This window comes from Oceanicella actignis (assembly GCF_900111545.1).
In the GTDB taxonomy this organism is placed as follows: domain Bacteria; phylum Pseudomonadota; class Alphaproteobacteria; order Rhodobacterales; family Rhodobacteraceae; genus Oceanicella; species Oceanicella actignis.
Genome location: NZ_FOHL01000012.1, coordinates 1 through 15,265 on the forward strand (window position 1 = coordinate 1; position 15,265 = coordinate 15,265).

The 15,265-nt window shown below is 66.1% G+C and carries 12 protein-coding genes and 2 tRNA genes; all 14 read right to left on the reverse strand.

Going from position 1 to position 15,265, the window contains the following annotated elements; translation table 11 throughout:
- Positions 1–105 precede the first annotated feature (105 nt).
- The 14 genes from BMW67_RS14455 to trxA all read right to left on the reverse strand — a co-directional run bounded on the left by BMW67_RS14455 (position 106) and on the right by trxA (position 15,192).
- Positions 106–663 carry a cupredoxin domain-containing protein gene (locus tag BMW67_RS14455; RefSeq protein ID WP_072748402.1) on the reverse strand — a complete coding sequence of 186 codons (558 nt, stop codon included), beginning with the start codon at positions 661–663 and terminating at the stop codon, positions 106–108.
- A gap of 76 nt (positions 664–739) precedes the next feature.
- Positions 740–1,099, reverse strand: a complete 360-nt coding sequence (locus tag BMW67_RS14460; RefSeq protein WP_072748401.1) for a hypothetical protein — start codon at positions 1,097–1,099, stop codon at positions 740–742.
- Between the two features lie 363 nt (positions 1,100–1,462).
- A complete protein-coding gene (locus BMW67_RS14465) occupies positions 1,463–4,777 on the reverse strand; it encodes a DUF499 domain-containing protein (RefSeq protein ID WP_072748400.1) in 3,315 nt (1,104 codons plus the stop codon).
- 12 nt (positions 4,778–4,789) lie between these two features.
- A complete protein-coding gene (locus BMW67_RS16075) occupies positions 4,790–5,596 on the reverse strand; it encodes a hypothetical protein (RefSeq protein WP_245728544.1) in 807 nt (268 codons plus the stop codon).
- A gap of 435 nt (positions 5,597–6,031) precedes the next feature.
- On the reverse strand, positions 6,032–7,603 hold the full coding sequence (locus tag BMW67_RS16080) for a DUF1156 domain-containing protein (RefSeq protein ID WP_245728545.1): 1,572 nt from the start codon (positions 7,601–7,603) through the stop codon (positions 6,032–6,034).
- The gene (locus BMW67_RS15785; RefSeq protein WP_177174520.1) at positions 7,604–8,458 is read right to left on the reverse strand and encodes a hypothetical protein; all 855 of its coding nucleotides are present in this window, start codon (positions 8,456–8,458) and stop codon (positions 7,604–7,606) included.
- On the reverse strand, positions 8,455–11,955 hold the full coding sequence (locus tag BMW67_RS14480; RefSeq protein ID WP_072748399.1) for a helicase-related protein: 3,501 nt from the start codon (positions 11,953–11,955) through the stop codon (positions 8,455–8,457). The genes BMW67_RS15785 and BMW67_RS14480 overlap by 4 nt, the downstream gene beginning before the upstream one ends.
- 137 nt (positions 11,956–12,092) lie before the next feature.
- Complete coding sequence (locus BMW67_RS15570; RefSeq protein WP_125459061.1) at positions 12,093–12,590, reverse strand: hypothetical protein; 498 nt, start codon at positions 12,588–12,590, stop codon at positions 12,093–12,095.
- A 142-nt stretch (positions 12,591–12,732) separates the two neighbouring features.
- Positions 12,733–12,807 (reverse strand) — tRNA-Gln (locus tag BMW67_RS14485).
- A gap of 53 nt (positions 12,808–12,860) precedes the next feature.
- Positions 12,861–13,517, reverse strand: coding sequence for a HEPN domain-containing protein (locus tag BMW67_RS14490; RefSeq protein WP_072748410.1), 657 nt, complete (start codon positions 13,515–13,517; stop codon positions 12,861–12,863).
- A gap of 110 nt (positions 13,518–13,627) precedes the next feature.
- Positions 13,628–13,702, reverse strand: a tRNA-Val gene (locus BMW67_RS14495).
- Between the two features lie 65 nt (positions 13,703–13,767).
- A complete protein-coding gene (locus tag BMW67_RS14500) occupies positions 13,768–14,004 on the reverse strand; it encodes an Lrp/AsnC ligand binding domain-containing protein (protein WP_072748398.1) in 237 nt (78 codons plus the stop codon).
- A gap of 19 nt (positions 14,005–14,023) precedes the next feature.
- On the reverse strand, positions 14,024–14,875 hold the full coding sequence (locus tag BMW67_RS14505) for an alpha/beta hydrolase (protein WP_245728546.1): 852 nt from the start codon (positions 14,873–14,875) through the stop codon (positions 14,024–14,026).
- On the reverse strand, positions 14,872–15,192 hold the full coding sequence (gene trxA, locus BMW67_RS14510; protein ID WP_072748397.1) for a thioredoxin: 321 nt from the start codon (positions 15,190–15,192) through the stop codon (positions 14,872–14,874). The genes BMW67_RS14505 and trxA overlap by 4 nt, the downstream gene beginning before the upstream one ends.
- Positions 15,193–15,265: the final 73 nt, after the last annotated feature.

Below are 15,265 nucleotides of genomic sequence, written 5' to 3' on the forward strand. Positions count from 1 at the left end.
ATGGAGGACACAACCACCTAACCAATCCGATCGCAGCGGTCAGAACCGGCCAACTTGGTTGTCGGAAACGGCCACGGAGGTTGACGCTCTACAGCGCCGGCCGCCTCAGCGGCCGTGCTTGAGCTCGACTTCGCCGACCATGCCCGAGCCGTAATGGCCCGGCACGTTGCATGCGAATTCGATGGTCCCGTCCATGTGCTCGGGGAAGGTCCACACGACCTCGCCCGTCTCGCCGGGCGCGAGCAGCACGCTGTTGGGATCGTCATGCATGCCGTGCCCCATGCTTGCCTGCATGGCCTTCGCGGCCTTCATGTCGATCGAGTCCCCCTTCAGCACGCCGTGATCCATCATCATCTGCATCTCGTCCTGATGCGCGGCGTGCATGGCGGGCGTGCCGATGTTGAACTCGTGCACGAACTCGCCGGCGTTGCGGACCTTGAAGCGGATCGTCTCGCCCGGCGCGACCTCGATCGACTCGGGTTCGAACCAGTTGTCGTGCATCACGACCTCGACGGTGCGCGCGGCGGCCGAGGCCTTGCCGGGCCGTCCGTGCGCCGCCTCGCCGTGGCCATGGCCGCCGGAATGCGCGCCGCCGGCAAGCCCCGCGGTCGGCGCGATCAGAAGCGCGGCCGCGAAGGCGCGCAGAGGATGGATCTTGTTCATGTCGTCCTCGTTGAAGCTGAAACCTTGTCTTCCCGCGACTCGGGCCGAGCCGGGACGCGGGCGCAATGACGCAAGGTCAGCTTCGAGGCGGCGGGGTCTGCGCCTCGGGCGACGTGCCGGAAAGATGCATGTCGGCGCTCGGCCAGCGCGGCAAGGACCTTTTCCTCGCCGCCGCCGGCAGCGCCGGGCCGCCGCGCAGGAGCAGGTTCTGACAGTGTCCTGCCGCCGTCGCGCAGTCGCGCGCATGATCCGCGGCCTCCTGCGCCCGGCAGGCCGCGCCGGCGCAATCCTCGGCGCCGGCCGCTTCATGCGCGTGGGCCGGTCGGGGGGCGTGCGCGTCGGAATGCGCCAACGCCGCGCCCGCCGCGGCGGAGGCGGTCATGACGGCGAGGACGAGAATCGCAACGAGGCGGCGCAGCACGAACATGCGCGGCATATGCGGGTTCCAGCGGGGGGAAGGTCAAGGGAGGATGGACATTTTTTCTCACCCTTCCCGCGCCGCGCCCGCCGCGCGGGCAAGGCGGCCCGGCGCGCGGCCGGATTGCGCGGCGGAAGATGTCCGCGGTCCTGCACGGCACATCTCGCCCGGAGCCGCCATGCTTGCGTCCCTGCCGACCTGTCGCGAGACCCAGACCGCCGGGATCCAGCTCGGCATCGCCGTCAAGCACCTCTTCTTGGCCTTCGGGAGAGCCGAGATCGAGGCCCTCGCCTGGACGGCAACGAGAAGGGGGGAACCGACCCGAACACGGAGTTGCGCGAAAAGGCTACCTGCGCCCCGGCTTCTTCGAGTCGTTCGAGGTCAGCGAATCTGCTTCTCCATCTTCAACGTGTTGGCATTTTCGGTCAGCGTCCGGACCTTGTTGCGGTCAAGGCCCGACGGCACTTCGGCATCGATTTCGACCCGGATCGTCACTTCCGCTCCCGCAATGGCGGTCAACTGGTCGATGATCCCCTCGATGATGTTGGCCATGTCGCGAGCCGGTCGGTCGGGTGACAAGAAGGCCGTCGCCGTGAAACGCGTCGGAAGACGGGGTTCATCCGGCGTTTCTCTTCCGCCAGGCGAGGCCTTCGGATCTTGACCACCCTCGCCCGGTGGGGTTGCGCCCCCTGTGCTGGTGGCCTCTGCCTGCGCGGGCTGCTCGCTCTCTTTCTTGAACCGGGCGGCGATGTCCGACCGGACGATGACGGAGTCGCCGCCAATCGACACGACTGCCTTGTCCCCGTGGTCGAGCACCAATCCGCGATAGGATTGCGCTTTCTCATCCCACGCTTCGGCATATGCGAATGGTCCGGGAACCAATCCGCTCACGGCGGCGCGAACCGACCGTGCCAGCGTATCGCGGTTCTTGAGCCTGGGCAGGTAGATGTAGCGATTGAGATATTCCCACAGATCCCCCAGCGAGAGATGGGGCTTTTCGTTCCAGATGTACTTTTCCAATACCGAGTTGAGCCGCACGGGCCCGATCTCGGGGAACAGGGCCTCGTCGTTCACGAGTTTCCGGCTTGCCCGGCTCAAGACGCCATCCTGCGTGGGAATTCGCGCGCTGGCGAAGGATACGTCCGCCTGCGGCGTTTCCTGGTAGGGATAGATCAGGTAACACCAGCTTTCCTGCAGCCGCGTCTGCAGGGTGGATTGCGCCTCCTTCAGCTTGTCCCGGGCCAAGGCGATGTCGCTGACCATGAGATCGAGCCGCCCGGATTCCGCATCCCGGACGATTTCCGCCCAGGCGAGCGCGGCGCGCATCGCCTGTTTGAGATGGTCGAGCTGCTTCTCGTCGGGCGCCAGGAACACAAGGGTGTTCCTGTAGACCCGCGGCGTCGAGCCGCGCTGCTGGAGGATGTTGCGTGCCTCCGTCATGGCCTCCGAACGTTCGCGGCCGGTGTGGTGCGGATACGCCACCCCAAGCGCCACGATCCTGACGCCGCCCGGCTCGTCCGGGACCTCGGATGAATCGCCGGGCGCAACCTGAACCGCATCGAAGTCGCCGCGCTCCTTCAGGCCGTTGACGTAGGTCTTGAGCGCCTTGTCGAGCTCGTCGAGGATCAGCGCCTCCTCGAACTGCGCCGCGCGGTCGGCCGCCACGCGGTTGAGGCTCGGCGTCATCGAGTACCAATAGCGCCCGCTGTCGCTGTGCAGGAACTTGGCCTGATTGGTCAGTCGGCGCAGGGCGTCCCCGAAGCTGGCCACCCGCTCACCGGGTTGGACAACCCCGAGATTGATCCGCTTGTCGTCGATGCCCCGGTTCTGCTGGCCCTCCGAGGGGGCCGTCGCCATGAAGATCGCGCGGGCGACGCGGCGGGTGGCCGAGTAGCGGTTCAGGTTCGGGTTCGCCTGGTCGATCTTGAAGGGCGTCGAGTTCGCTCCATCCACGTCGCCGGCGATGATCCCCTGCCAGGCGTTCGGCAGGTAATGCAGAAGTTCGGGCTCCACCCGGGGCGAGCTGACCGCCACGCTGCCCGGCATGATCATCACCGAAGGGTCGCCCGCCATCCACAGCTCATGGATCACCTGCGCCATCAGTCTCAGCACGCCGCGCGTGCGCTGGAACTTCTCGAGCGCGCCCCAGGACGTGTAGAGGTGGTCGAACAGGTCGGGGTGGATCGGATAGGCCTTCTCGAGCTTGCGCCGATAGTCCTCGTCCGCGCAGCCCTGCGGGAAGTCGTTGGGGTTCTCGCGGTAGAGCTTGGCGAATTGCTTCAGCACATTATCCCGATGCACATACTTGTCGCCGGGGATCTCCTTGAACAGCCGCCGCCGCACGATCTCGTAGCTTTCCTCCTGGCTGGCCGGCCGCCAGGACGACTCCACCCGGCTGAAGGTCTGCTTGAGCCGCACCAGCGCCTCCTGGCCGCCCTCGCCGCCCACCTCGATCTGCGAGGCCGGGAGGGAGGCCACCAGAAGCGTCTGCGGCGAGGCCTTCACCGCCTCGGTCAGCGCCTGCACGAAGGACAGGTTCGCGTCGAACGAGCCCGAGGGCAGACCATCCACCTTGTAGATCTGGCGCAGATAGGCCACCCACTCGTCGATCAGGATGAGGCTCGGCGCGCATTTGCGGAACAGCTCCTCGAGCAGATGCGAGCCCGGCGCGATGCCCTTGGCGTCATGCTCGGCCACCATCTGGAAGGCGTCCTCGCCGCCCAGCTGGAAGGCAAGCTCGCCCCAGGTGGTGTTGATCGGCCGGCCGTAATCCTTCTCGCGCTGCTTCACGTCCGAAGGCCCGGTCGAGGTGCCCACCAGCACGGCGCGGTTGACCTTGCCGGGTACCTCGAGCCCGTGCTCGCGCAGAAGCTGGTCAAGGCCCGGCAGGTCCGAGACCGGCGTGCCGCCCACCATGTGATAGAGCGCGAGCATCGAGTGGGTCTTGCCGCCGCCGAAATTGGTCTGCAGCTCGACGACCGGATCGCCGCCCTTGCCCGCCAGCCGTTTCGCCGCGCCGACCAGCAGGTTGCTCAGGCCCTCGGTCAGATAGGTGCGGGCGTAGAACTCGCGCGGGTCGGTGTATTCGGAAGGCGCCGCGCCGCGATGGACCTTGGCCAGATCGGCGGCGAACTCGGCCTGCTGGAAATTGCCGGTGGCCACGTCGGGGTGCGGCTCGACCACCTCGCGCCACGGCAGAAGCCCGGCCATCGCCCCGGTCTGGATCGAAGGGTTCTGCACCCGCCGCTCCTCGCTCCGGGCCAGCTCGCGATACTTGGTGCGCAGGATCGTGTCGCGCATCCGCCCAAGCTGGGCGGCCACCTCGCCGGCGCTGATCGCCTCCATCAGCCGGCGCATGGAATCGAGCGCCCGCTCGGCGTCGTCATAGCTGAACGGCTCGTTGTGCGAGAGCCGGTTGCGCACCTCCAGAAGCTCCGAGACGATCGAGCGCTCGATCGGCCCCAGCACGCCCGCAAAGCTCGTCTTCCAGAAGGCCATCATCGCCTTCAGCAGACTCGCCTGATCCCAGGAAATCTCGCCCTTCGAGTTGGGGCGCAGCCCGCTCACCTGCTCGACCACCGCCACCTGCCAGTGGCCCTGGACCGTCGCCTCCAGCCGCTTCTCCACGAAGGGGATCAGCGCCTCGGGCAACAGCTCCATGCCCTCGAAAACCGTCTGCCGCGCGCTCTTTGCCATCTATGCCTGCCCTCAAATATCCAGCCGCCCTTGGGCGTTCATGTCTGTGTCGTGAATCTGCGCCGCCTCGCGGGTAAGGTCCGACCACACCGCGATCAGCCCGTTATAGGCCGTGGCCTCCTTCGCGTCCTGCCGCTTTGTCGCGCAGACCTCGTAGAGGTAATAGGCCAGATCCTTGACCATCTCGGCCCGCTCGCCGCCGATCTTCTTCAGCAGAACCGCCGCGGCATATTCGCCGTCATTCTCCAGCACGCGGATCAGGTGCTGGCAGCATTCCCAGACGGTCAGGTGATCGTCGGCCTCGGGGTCCCACTCGGGGTCGAGCTCGGATCGCTTCAGGATCCGCACCTTGCCGGCAAGGCTTTCGACGATGCCGGCATGGCGCACGCTGTCCACCGAGATGCCGCGGGCGCGGGCAAGGTTGTCGGCCGCGCCATAGTCGCCCTTGGCATAGCCATGCTGCTCGAACCAGGTGGCGGCGAAGCGCGTCTCGGGATCGAAATTGCCGTGCAGGTCGTTGAGGAACTCGTCGAGCTCGGCATTGATCAGCTGCAGCGCGGTCTTGACGCTCATGGCGCTGTCATCGGCCTCGAGCACGGCCGCATAGCGCGAGAAGACGCCCATGCCCGGCCCGATGGCCGATTGCGGCATGTCGGCGGGCGCGATGTTGGCGGCCTGAAGCTCGGCGATGGCGGGCGGCAGCTCGCGCTTGAGCGCGCGGATGAACTCGGCCCGGGTGATCGCCTCGGCCGTCTCGGCCCGCTTGCGGCAGACGAGGACCACCGAGTTGGCAAGGGCGTTGGTGCCCGAGGCGATCATCCTGCGCCCGAGCTCTGTGCGAACCGGCCAAGTGCCTGTAATCGAAAATCCAGTCGTAATGACGGCCTCAATGAAAGTTGACCATCCGGTCGAGCTAATCCCTTCCTTTTCTATTTCGCTTTGTTTGAAGGCGTAATATATAGTCGCGGGTGCGGAGTAGTTAATAAAATTTGAAAGTTTCGAAAGCGCCTCTTTCATTCCTTCGAGAAAGAAGTTTTCTGCGGACTCTTTTCCATTGTGACGATATGGGGTCGCAACAAGCTCTTCAGTTTTTGGCGTGCTGATGAATCCAAACAATTCAGGAAATACGGGCGCAGATGTTCGCTTCGCCCATACATAGAAGAAATCTGAAAGATCTGCATAGCCAATATTGTCGTAGTAGGGTGGATCGGTCGATAAAATATAGCTTTCTGGGTTCGCTGAGCCGGCTGCGGCTTAGGAAACAAAACCGTCAGGGTTGGCTGGCAGCCCAGCCAGTGCATCTACATTCGACTTTACGCCCCCCGCGAAATTGCCGCTCGATTCGGAGAATACGTTGCTTTCGGCAAAATCCCATGTCATTGGAAGGGCTTGCCGCCCAAATGTATTACGAGCGTGTTGCCGGGTTGGCGCCCAAGTTGCAATCGATGAATTTCGATCGGCAACTTTGTCGACCGCAAACCCCAGGTACACGCTCACGGCTTCGGCGTAGGCGCGGGCGCCGGCGCCGCCTTCGCGGAGCGGGGTGGGGTCGGGCGAGAGGCCGGCGGCAAGGGCGTCCTTCTCGATCTCTTCCCGCGCCTCATGCACCAGATCGCTGAAGGTATTCAGCGCCACCAGCTGCCGGTCGGTGAACAGTTTGCCCCACCGGTCAAGGCCATAGGCGTGGCAAGTGCCACCCGTCAGCCGCGCGGGGGTTTCGCCACTCAGGAAGGTGGCTCGACACTCTTCTGCGATTTCTCGGGCGTCCGGGGCGAAGGCAATTTTCACGTGCTCCTCGCTTGGAGCCACGTATTGCCGGCCTCCTTTGCCTTCCGCGACGATGGCCATAAGCATCTGGCCCATTTCGCCGTTCTTGCCGGCTTTCTTGATATAGTCGCCCGTAATCGCGGTGTCGGACATGAGGCAACGGAAGCTTCCACGACCGACTTTCGTGCCCTCCTTCGCCTTCGCGATCTCCTCCTTCGTCCCGCCGTGCCGGATGCGCCAGGTGATGGTCCTGGCCTGCCGGTCCACGATGGGTTCGACCCAGACCTCCTTGCCCTTCTTCGAGGACAGCAGGAACGACGAGGCGATGGGCGCCTGCACGTCCGAGAACGCCGGGTCGGGGCTGGGCACGGTGCGCGCCCAGATCCAGGCGATCACCGTCGCCGTGCCACCGCCGTATTCGCGGGGCAGCTCCACCTGCGGGTAGAGGTGGCCGATGCGCTGGAACGCGCGCTCGCGCATCCATTCGCCGTAGTGCTTGACGTCCTCGGCCAGCCCTTCGGCGTTGCGGTAGTGATTGCGCTCGTGGATGCCGGGGTGGATCGGCGGGCGGTCCTTGAAGCGCGGCGGGATCTCGATCATCGCCTTGCCGATCATCACCGCCACGGGGTTGAGGTCGGACCCGTAGGCCGGCAGGCCCAGCCGCTGCGCCTCGAGCGGGATCGAGCCGCCGCCCGAGAAGGGGTCATAGACCGGCGGCAGGGCCTCGCCGCAGCTTTTGCGGATCTCGGCGCGGGCGCGCTCCAGCACCTCCTCGTTGGTGGAGTTCTCCCACTTCACCAGCTCCTCGATGATGCCGAAAAGCCGCTTGCGCTCGGCCTCCTGCGCCTCTGGCGTGGGGAAGCGGTCGGGATGGGCCGAAGGGTCATCGACCAGCTGGGCGAACAGCACCGCCCGGCAGGCCGCCAAGGGCCGGCGCGCCCACCACAGATGCAGCGTGGAGGGGTGGCCATGGCGGATCGACTTCTCCCGCGCCGAAGCGGCGTTGATCGCCTCGAGCGGGATGGCGACTTCGATGAGCTTTTTCTTCGGCTGGGTCATTCAGGCGTTCCGTTTCTCGAGGCTGACGCGGCAGGCGTAGGGGCCGGTCTGCTCGACGCATACCACGTCCCCGGCCTGCGCGCCGGTGCGTTCGAAGAAGGTGCGGATCCAGCCGCGGGAGCGGAAGAACTTCTTCTGCCCGTCGATATCGGTCATCGCCGGCGTCGCGCCGCCCCAGTCAACGGTCATCTCGCGCGGCGCCTTCTGCGCAGCGTTCGAGCCGCCGATGACGTCCGACGGGAACTTGTCGATGAAGCTGCGAAGGTAGAAATGGTTGTTCTTGATGTTGGCCTCGGTCAGCTCGGCGCGGCCGATGATCGTGCCGTCGCTGCTCGGGGAAAGCGCCGGCGCAACGGCCTCGCCGAAGGTGGGGCGGGGTTCGCGGCTCGATGGCGGAGCTGGGCGCGGCGCCGGCGGCTTCTTCGGCGAAGCGGCGGGGCTGGCCGAAAGGTCTGCGGGAAGTTCGCCCAGTTGCGCCGCGATGGCCTCGGAAACCTCGGGCTCGAAGGTCACCCAGGTCACGGCCCCGGGAAGGTGGCGATAGGGGACCGGCCGCGCGAGGCGCCTTACGTCCGCCAGCACCCAGGGCGTGTTCCATTTCGCGACTTCGCCGGAGCGAATCATTTCCTCCGGGATGCGGTGCTTGTCGATGTTCGCGAGCATCTCGTCAGGTGAGAGCGGCGGCAGGACATCGACAAGGCGCGCGACGCCCCAGACGGCTCCCGTGCCCTTTCGGATCAGTCCGAACCAGCCTCGCAGGCTGGCGGCGGTGGAGCGCATTTCCCAGGTTTTGCTCCCGTCCAGGATGTAGCCGATCCAGGGATCAGCCACGATGAGACCTTTGGCAATCTTCACTTTGGAGCCTCTGCTCGTTCGAGTAGCTTGTTGATATTGAACTGAATTGCGTTGTGGTCGAACGGTGGCTCGCGAGTGTCAAGGGGGCCGTGGATGTAGCGGGGCTGGCAAGCGAAGCCGTCCTTCACCTGGACGATGGCGAGGATGAACTTCTCGGGCTCGTGCAGCGAGGTGATGATCTCCTGCCGCGTGATCATCACCGTGTCGGCGCCGTCGATCCGGCCCTTGACCTCGATGAAGCGCAGGCGGTCGGCCCTGGGGTCGTAGGAGGCGATGTCGTAGCCGAGCTTCTGGGCCGAGACGTCTTCGCGCCGATTGCCGAGCGCGCGCTCGGCGGCCATGACCGCCTCCATGGCCTTGAGCTCGATCTCGCGCCGCGCGAGCGGGTCTTCGGAGAAGCCGTCGGCCTCGGCCATGGCGGGCAGGCGGGCGGCGAGAAGGCCGCGAGGGATCACGATCATGCCGCCGCGCACGCGCGGGGGCTGGGAGGAGATGAAGCGCTCCTTCTCGATCAGCTCCAGCCGGCGCCTGAGCCGCTCGGCCAGCTCGTCCGCCCGGCGCTGGGCGTTCTGCCAGTTGAGGCGGGTCTTCTTGCCCGCGCGCTCCTGCTCGCGCAGCTCCGCGGCGCGGGCGTCCCAGTGGTTGATCTCGCGCTTGAGGCGCGCCTTGACCTCCTGCTCCACCTTGTCGATCTCGGGCAGGCGGCGGGCGCGCACCTCTTCCACATGCTTGCGCGCAAGCTCGACCGTGGCGTAGTGCACGACCCGCTTCTCGATGTCTTCGCGCAGCCAGTCGGCCTCGAGCAGATCGCGCACGGCCTCCAGTTCCTCGGGCTTGGCGGGACGCAGGTTGAGGTGCGGGGCGATGCCGGCATTGGCGATGCATCCCTGGGCGTCGATGGTCGCGAACTGGAGCCTTTGCGAGACGATATGGGGCTTGCCGGCGCTGGTCGGGCGGCCGTCCTGCACGCTGTGCTCGAGCATGAAGAGGGCCGAGATGTCGCGGCCGTCGTCCGTGTCGTCCACAAGGACGGCTCCTTGCTTCATCAGGTGATCATTCTGCTCGCGCACGAGGCTGATCACGGCCTCGAGCAGCGGATGGCCGGGGCAGACGAACTCGGCCACCGGCTGCCGGTTGATCGTGCTCTTCTCAAAGCAGATGCGCTCGTACTTCTTCTGCACCGGCGTTCCGGCGCCGGTCTGCCGGTCGCGCTCGCGAATGGCGAGCGGCACATGGGTGATCTCGAAACGTCCCTCCTCGCGCGGCTTGATCCGCCCGCCCAGGCGCTGGAAGGCCTCGAGGAAGAAGCTCTGCACATGGTGCGGCTGCAGGCGCTGGGCCTCGGCCTTTTCCATCTCGAGGCGAAGCTCATGCACCTGCTCTGCGGGCAGGGCGTCATCCGTCAATTGCCGCTTGCGCAAGAGCTCCTTGAGGTGGCTCTGGTCGACCGCGCCGTCCACCGCCTGGAAGAGGCGCGCCCGCACCTCTTCCTTCTCGCCATACTGGATTGCCTCGAAGAGCAGATCCTTCAGCGGCCGCTCCTCGAAGAGTTCGCCGAGAACGTCGTAGACGCGGCCGCCAAGGGCCTCTCGCGCCGCCTCCAGCTTTTCCAGAAGACGGGCGTAGACCTCGCCTTCCCGCGTGTCCTTGGCGACCAGGTTCCACAAATGGCAGACCTCGGTCTGACCGATGCGGTGGATGCGGCCGAAACGCTGCTCGATCTTGTTGGGGTTCCACGGCAGATCGTAGTTCACCATGAGGTGTCCGCGCTGGAGGTTGACGCCCTCGCCGGCGGCGTCATTCGCGATGAGGACGAGCAGATCGCGGTCCTGCATGAAGCGCTCGACGACCTTCCTGCGCTCCTCGCGCGAGACGCCGCCATGGATCACGTCGACGGCATCGGGTTTGCCCAGGCGCGCGGTTATCTTGTCGCGCAGATAGTCGAGCGTGTCCTTCGCCTCGGTGAAGACGATCAGCTTTCGGCGATTGCCTTGCGCGTCGATCATCAGATCGTCATCAAGGATGCGATCGAGCTGCTGCCACTTCGCGTCCTTGCCCGAGCGCAGCACCGACAACGCCATGCGCTCGAGTTCCTTGAGCGTCGCGACTTCGATCTCGAGCTGCTCGATCGTCTCGGCAGTGGTGACGGTGGTCGAAAGGCGCTCCTCGATCTCGTCGATTTCTTCCTGACCGAATTCGTCGATGTTCTCGAGAAAATCGTCAGACACCAGGATGCCCTGCCCCAGGCCGCGCCCTCGCACGACCAGACGCGCTTCGGCGAGTTCCGCCTCAAGACGCTCCCTGCGTCGTTTCAGCGACTGATAGATGGCCGCGGGGCTGGAAGCGAGGCGGCGCTGCAGGATCTGGAGCGCGAAACCGACCATGTTGCGCCTGCGCCCATCCGCCTCGGCGAACCGCTGCACACGGTTCATCTCGTTGCGCACATAATCGGTGACGGCCGCATAGAGGGCGGCCTCCTGCGGCGACAGCTCGTATTTGACGGTGTAGGCGCGCCTTTCAGGAAAGAGCGGCCGGCCGTCGAAACGCAGCAGTTCCTCCTTGGTGAGGCGGCGCATCATGTCTTCGACGTCGGCGACATGCATGCCGTCCCGGAAGCGCCCCTCGAAGCGGTCGCCGTCGAGCAACGCCATGAAGAGCTGAAAGTCCCTCTCCTTGCCGTTGTGCGGGGTTGCCGTCATCAGAAGGAAGTGGCGGCAGATGCCCCCGAGCTTCTGCCCCAGCTGGTACCGCTTGGTGTATTTGACCTCGTTGCCGAAGTAGGTCGCCGACATCCGGTGCGCTTCGTCGACGATGATCAGGTCCCATTCGGTTGCCGAGGAGAGCTTCTGCTGCAGGTCGTCATCGCGGGCCAGCATGTCGAGCCGAGCTATGAGCCTGTGCCGGTCGTTGAACGGGTTGCCCGAACGCGATGTCGCGATCATGTCGCGTGAAAGGATGTCGAACTCCAGGCCGAACTTCTCGCCCAACTCGTCCTGCCACTGTTCAACGAGACTTCCCGGCGCAACGATGAGGCAGCGTTCCAGATCGCTTCGCGCGATGAGTTCCTTGATCAGAAGCCCCGCCATGATGGTCTTCCCGGCCCCCGGGTCGTCGGCCAGCAGAAAGCGCAGCGGCTGTCTTGGGAGCATTTCGCCGTAGACGGCCGAGATCTGATGCGGCAGCGGGTCGATCAGACTCGTGTGGATCGCAAGGTAAGGATCGAAGTAATGTGCAAGCTTGATCCTGTTCGCCTCGGTGACCAGGCGCGTGAGAGCTCCGTCCGCGTCGAAGGACCACGCGCGTCCCGCCTGCTCAAGCTGAACCCGCGCCTCGTCTTCTCGAAACAGCGTGGTTTCGGAAACCGCGCCGGCGGTGTCGCGGAACACGACATTGACCGCCTGCGTTCCAATCCACTCGGCGGAGACCACCTCCACCGTCCCGCCCGGCGCAATGCCCTTGACCCGCGCGCCCGGCCTGATCTCTTCCAGACTGCTCATGCTGTTGCGTTCCGCATCATCAAACCCTGACCGACATTGCGCCTCTTGCGCTGCGCCCGTGGTTCGCATCCACAGCGCGAGGCTGCACCCTATATGACCCGCCAAAGGTCGTGCGAGCAAAGTCGGCGAGGATGGCCTCAGACATTCTCATCATGGGTTCCAAACACTTGTTCGCGCCATGGCGCGCAGCGCAAGGGGGGGGTGCACCCATCGTCTGCCGGAAGCTGAGCCGATTTGGGCGCGTCAGATGAATGTCGTCTGACCCAGACCACCGAAAACGTACCCGGGATCGCATTGGATGGATATGGCGTTTCCGAAGCGGCTCGCTGGGCGAGAGCATCTGGCCGATCGGGGACATAAGTCTCGGGATCGATTGCCTCGTCCAAAGGGCGGCCCGGACTTTGCGCGCACGTCTTCCGACATGCTTCAGCCATTTCCATGGCCCAGGGAACGCCTCTGCGCGGTCCGTCGAGGTGGTTGACATCGATCAGGGCCGCCTCGATTTCGGCCCGAGTTTTCGCATCGCCGATTCGCTTCTCCGCCTCGGCCGCTTTGCGCTCGGCCTCGCGTCGGGCCGCGATCCGGGCAGCCCCCTGCTGGACGCAGGCTTTCTCGCGCTCGAGGCTGACGTCCATGGACGTCACCCTTGGCGCCGCTTTCGGGCGCAGACCGCGATGGCGCGGGTCTCAGCCTGTGCGTCAGTTTCGCGGACCTATGAGGCGGACGCCGGGCGGACCCGGGACACCCGGTTGATCTTGCGTGATTTTTTGAGATTCATGGCTGGGGCGGCAGGATTCGAACCTGCGAATGACGGTACCAAAAACCGTTGCCTTACCACTTGGCGACGCCCCAATGCGCGGGGCGCAAAATAGACGCGCCGCGCCGCCGCCGCAAGGGCGTTCGGGTCAATCGACCACGGGGTAGAAGGGACGGCCCCAATCCTCGTCCGGGTGGTCCATCATCACGTCGATGAACAGCGGCAGCAGCACCATCAGGATGCGCGCGCCGTCCGCGACCTGCCGGCGGTTGACCGAGCCGTTCCACGTCGCGCCGCCATGCACCAGCTGGTTGCGCAGCACGTAAAGCCGGCCGAACAGCCGCCGCAGGATCGCCGGCGTGTCGAGCGCGCGGATCGCCTCGTGCGCGCCGCGCCGGTCGCGGCGCAGGCGCTCGGGCCAGTCGGCGAAGCCCGGCACGCCGTTCGCGTGATTCCAGAAGGGCTTGAAGACGTATTGATTCTCGAGCAGCAGCCGCACCTCGTGCGGAAAGCGCAGCCATATCGCGTCGTAGATCCGGCGCGAATCGTCCAGCGCCGCGATGCGTCCGAAGAACTCTTCGAACCGCGCCCGCTCGCGCGCGGGCTCGGGCTCGAACTCGGCATAGAGCGCGTTGAAGCCGATCCACGCGAAGATGAAGCGCGCGTCCGGGTCGTCCTCTTCCTTCTCGGCGCGGGCCAGCCAGCTCAACGCCCTGTGCACGCGCAGCCGCAGGTTCTCGGGATGACCGTCGCGCACCCGCCGCGCCTTGGCCTTCAACGCCGCGAAATCAAGCTCGATCGTCATGAAACGCCCCCCGTTGAACAAGGGGATGGTCGGGCAATCGGCGCGGATGCGCAAGCCCCTGACGGGAATGCGAAAAGGCGTCCCCGAGGGGACGCCTTTCCAGAAGGTCATGGTGGGCGCGGCTGGGATCGAACCAGCGACCCCTACGATGTCAACGTAGTGCTCTCCCGCTGAGCTACGCGCCCTGTGGGGCCGGGGAATATCCGCGCGGCGGCGGCGTGTCAACGGCCTTTTCGCGCGCGCCGCGCCCTCAGAACGCCTTGAAGGTCAGCGTGGTGAAGGTGCGCCGGATGCCGTCGATGTCGTGCAGGTTCTCGTTGACGAAACGGCCAATGTCCACGTCGTCCTCGACGTAGAACTTGGCCAGAAGGTCATACTCGCCCGAGGTCGAATAGATCTCCGAGGCGATCTCGCGCCGGGCCAGCGCGTCGGCCACGTCATAGGCGCGGCCCAGCTCGGTCTTGATCTGCACGAAGAAGCACTGCATGGGCTCTCTCCTTGCGCGCTCAGTCTGACAGGAGCGCGTCGCACAAGGGATCGTCGGGGCGCGTCAGCCCCTCGATCACGTCGAAATGATGCCGGCCCGGGGCTGCGAGAAAGGCCGTGCGCGCGCCCAGGCCCCGCCAGACATTGGCCAGAAGCGCCGCCTGCCGCAGGAATTCGGGGCGCTCGTCCGCGCCGACCCAGGCCGCCGCGGCGACGCCGGGCGCGGGCCGCAGCAGGGCGGGCGAATGCGCCGCGGCCTCGGCCTCGTCAAGGCGCAGCGTGGCGTTCATGGCGGTGCGCAGAAGCGGGCGCAGGTCGTGCAGCCCGCTGATCGAGACCACCCGCTCGACCCGCGCCAGCGCCGCGGGCGCAAGCGGCGGCGCCTGATCGGCCCCGGCGCAGACCAGCCGCGCCGCCAGATGCCCGCCCGCCGAGTGCCCCGCCAGCCGGATCGGCCCCGCCACGCGCGCGGCCGCGGCTTCGAGGAAGCGGGCCGCGAAGCCGGCGATGGCGCCGATGCGCGCCTCGGGCGCCAGGGGATAGGAGGGCAGCGCCATCGCCCAGCCGCGCGCCGTCGCGCCCGCGGCCAGATGCGACCAGTCGGACTTGTCGAAGCGCATCCAGTAGCCGCCGTGGATGAACACGGCCAGCCCGCGCGGGGCGCCCTCGGGCAGGAAAAGGTCGTAGCGCGCGCGCGGATGATCCGCATAGGGCAGATCCGTGAGCGCGCGCGCGCCGGCGCGAAAACGCGCCGCCGACTCGGGCCAGCGGCGCAGGAAGGCTTCGGCGCCGGGAATATGCGCCGCGTTGGCGTAGGCGTCGTCCCAATCCGCGGGCGGATCGGTCCAGGCCAGGCCCGCGGCGGCGCTCAAAGATTGCTCTCGATCCACTGGCGCAGCGCGGATTTCGGCGCCGCGCCGACCTTGCTGGCCACGATCTGCCCGTCCTTGACGAGGATCAGCGTCGGAATGCCGCGCACGCCCACGCGCGAGGGGATGTTGGGGTTGTCGTCGATGTTGAGCTTGGCGATCTTCACCTTGCCGGCAAGCTCGTCCGAGATCTCTTCCAGGGCCGGGCCGATCTGCTTGCAGGGACCGCACCACTCGGCCCAGAAATCGACCACGACGGGGGTGTCGGATTTGAGCACGTCCTGCTCGAAGCTCGCATCGGTCACGGGGACGGTGGCCATGTCATGTCTCCTGATGGAAGCGGGCGCGCGGCCCGCGATCGCGTCGGCGCCGTGGCGGCGCGTCCTTGGGCGG

Coding starts and splice junctions, on each gene's coding strand:
- BMW67_RS16075 (WP_245728544.1), bottom strand. CDS start 5,596: ATGATCGCCTCGGGCACCAACGCCCTTGCCAACTCGGTGGTCCTCGTC.
- BMW67_RS14455 (WP_072748402.1), bottom strand. CDS start 663: ATGAACAAGATCCATCCTCTGCGCGCCTTCGCGGCCGCGCTTCTGATC.
- BMW67_RS14500 (WP_072748398.1), bottom strand. CDS start 14,004: ATGCAGTGCTTCTTCGTGCAGATCAAGACCGAGCTGGGCCGCGCCTAT.
- BMW67_RS14480 (WP_072748399.1), bottom strand. CDS start 11,955: ATGAGCAGTCTGGAAGAGATCAGGCCGGGCGCGCGGGTCAAGGGCATT.
- trxA (WP_072748397.1), bottom strand. CDS start 15,192: ATGGCCACCGTCCCCGTGACCGATGCGAGCTTCGAGCAGGACGTGCTC.
- BMW67_RS15570 (WP_125459061.1), bottom strand. CDS start 12,590: ATGGACGTCAGCCTCGAGCGCGAGAAAGCCTGCGTCCAGCAGGGGGCT.
- BMW67_RS14460 (WP_072748401.1), bottom strand. CDS start 1,099: ATGCCGCGCATGTTCGTGCTGCGCCGCCTCGTTGCGATTCTCGTCCTC.
- BMW67_RS16080 (WP_245728545.1), bottom strand. CDS start 7,603: ATGACCCAGCCGAAGAAAAAGCTCATCGAAGTCGCCATCCCGCTCGAG.
- BMW67_RS14490 (WP_072748410.1), bottom strand. CDS start 13,517: ATGACGATCGAGCTTGATTTCGCGGCGTTGAAGGCCAAGGCGCGGCGG.
- BMW67_RS14465 (WP_072748400.1), bottom strand. CDS start 4,777: ATGGCAAAGAGCGCGCGGCAGACGGTTTTCGAGGGCATGGAGCTGTTG.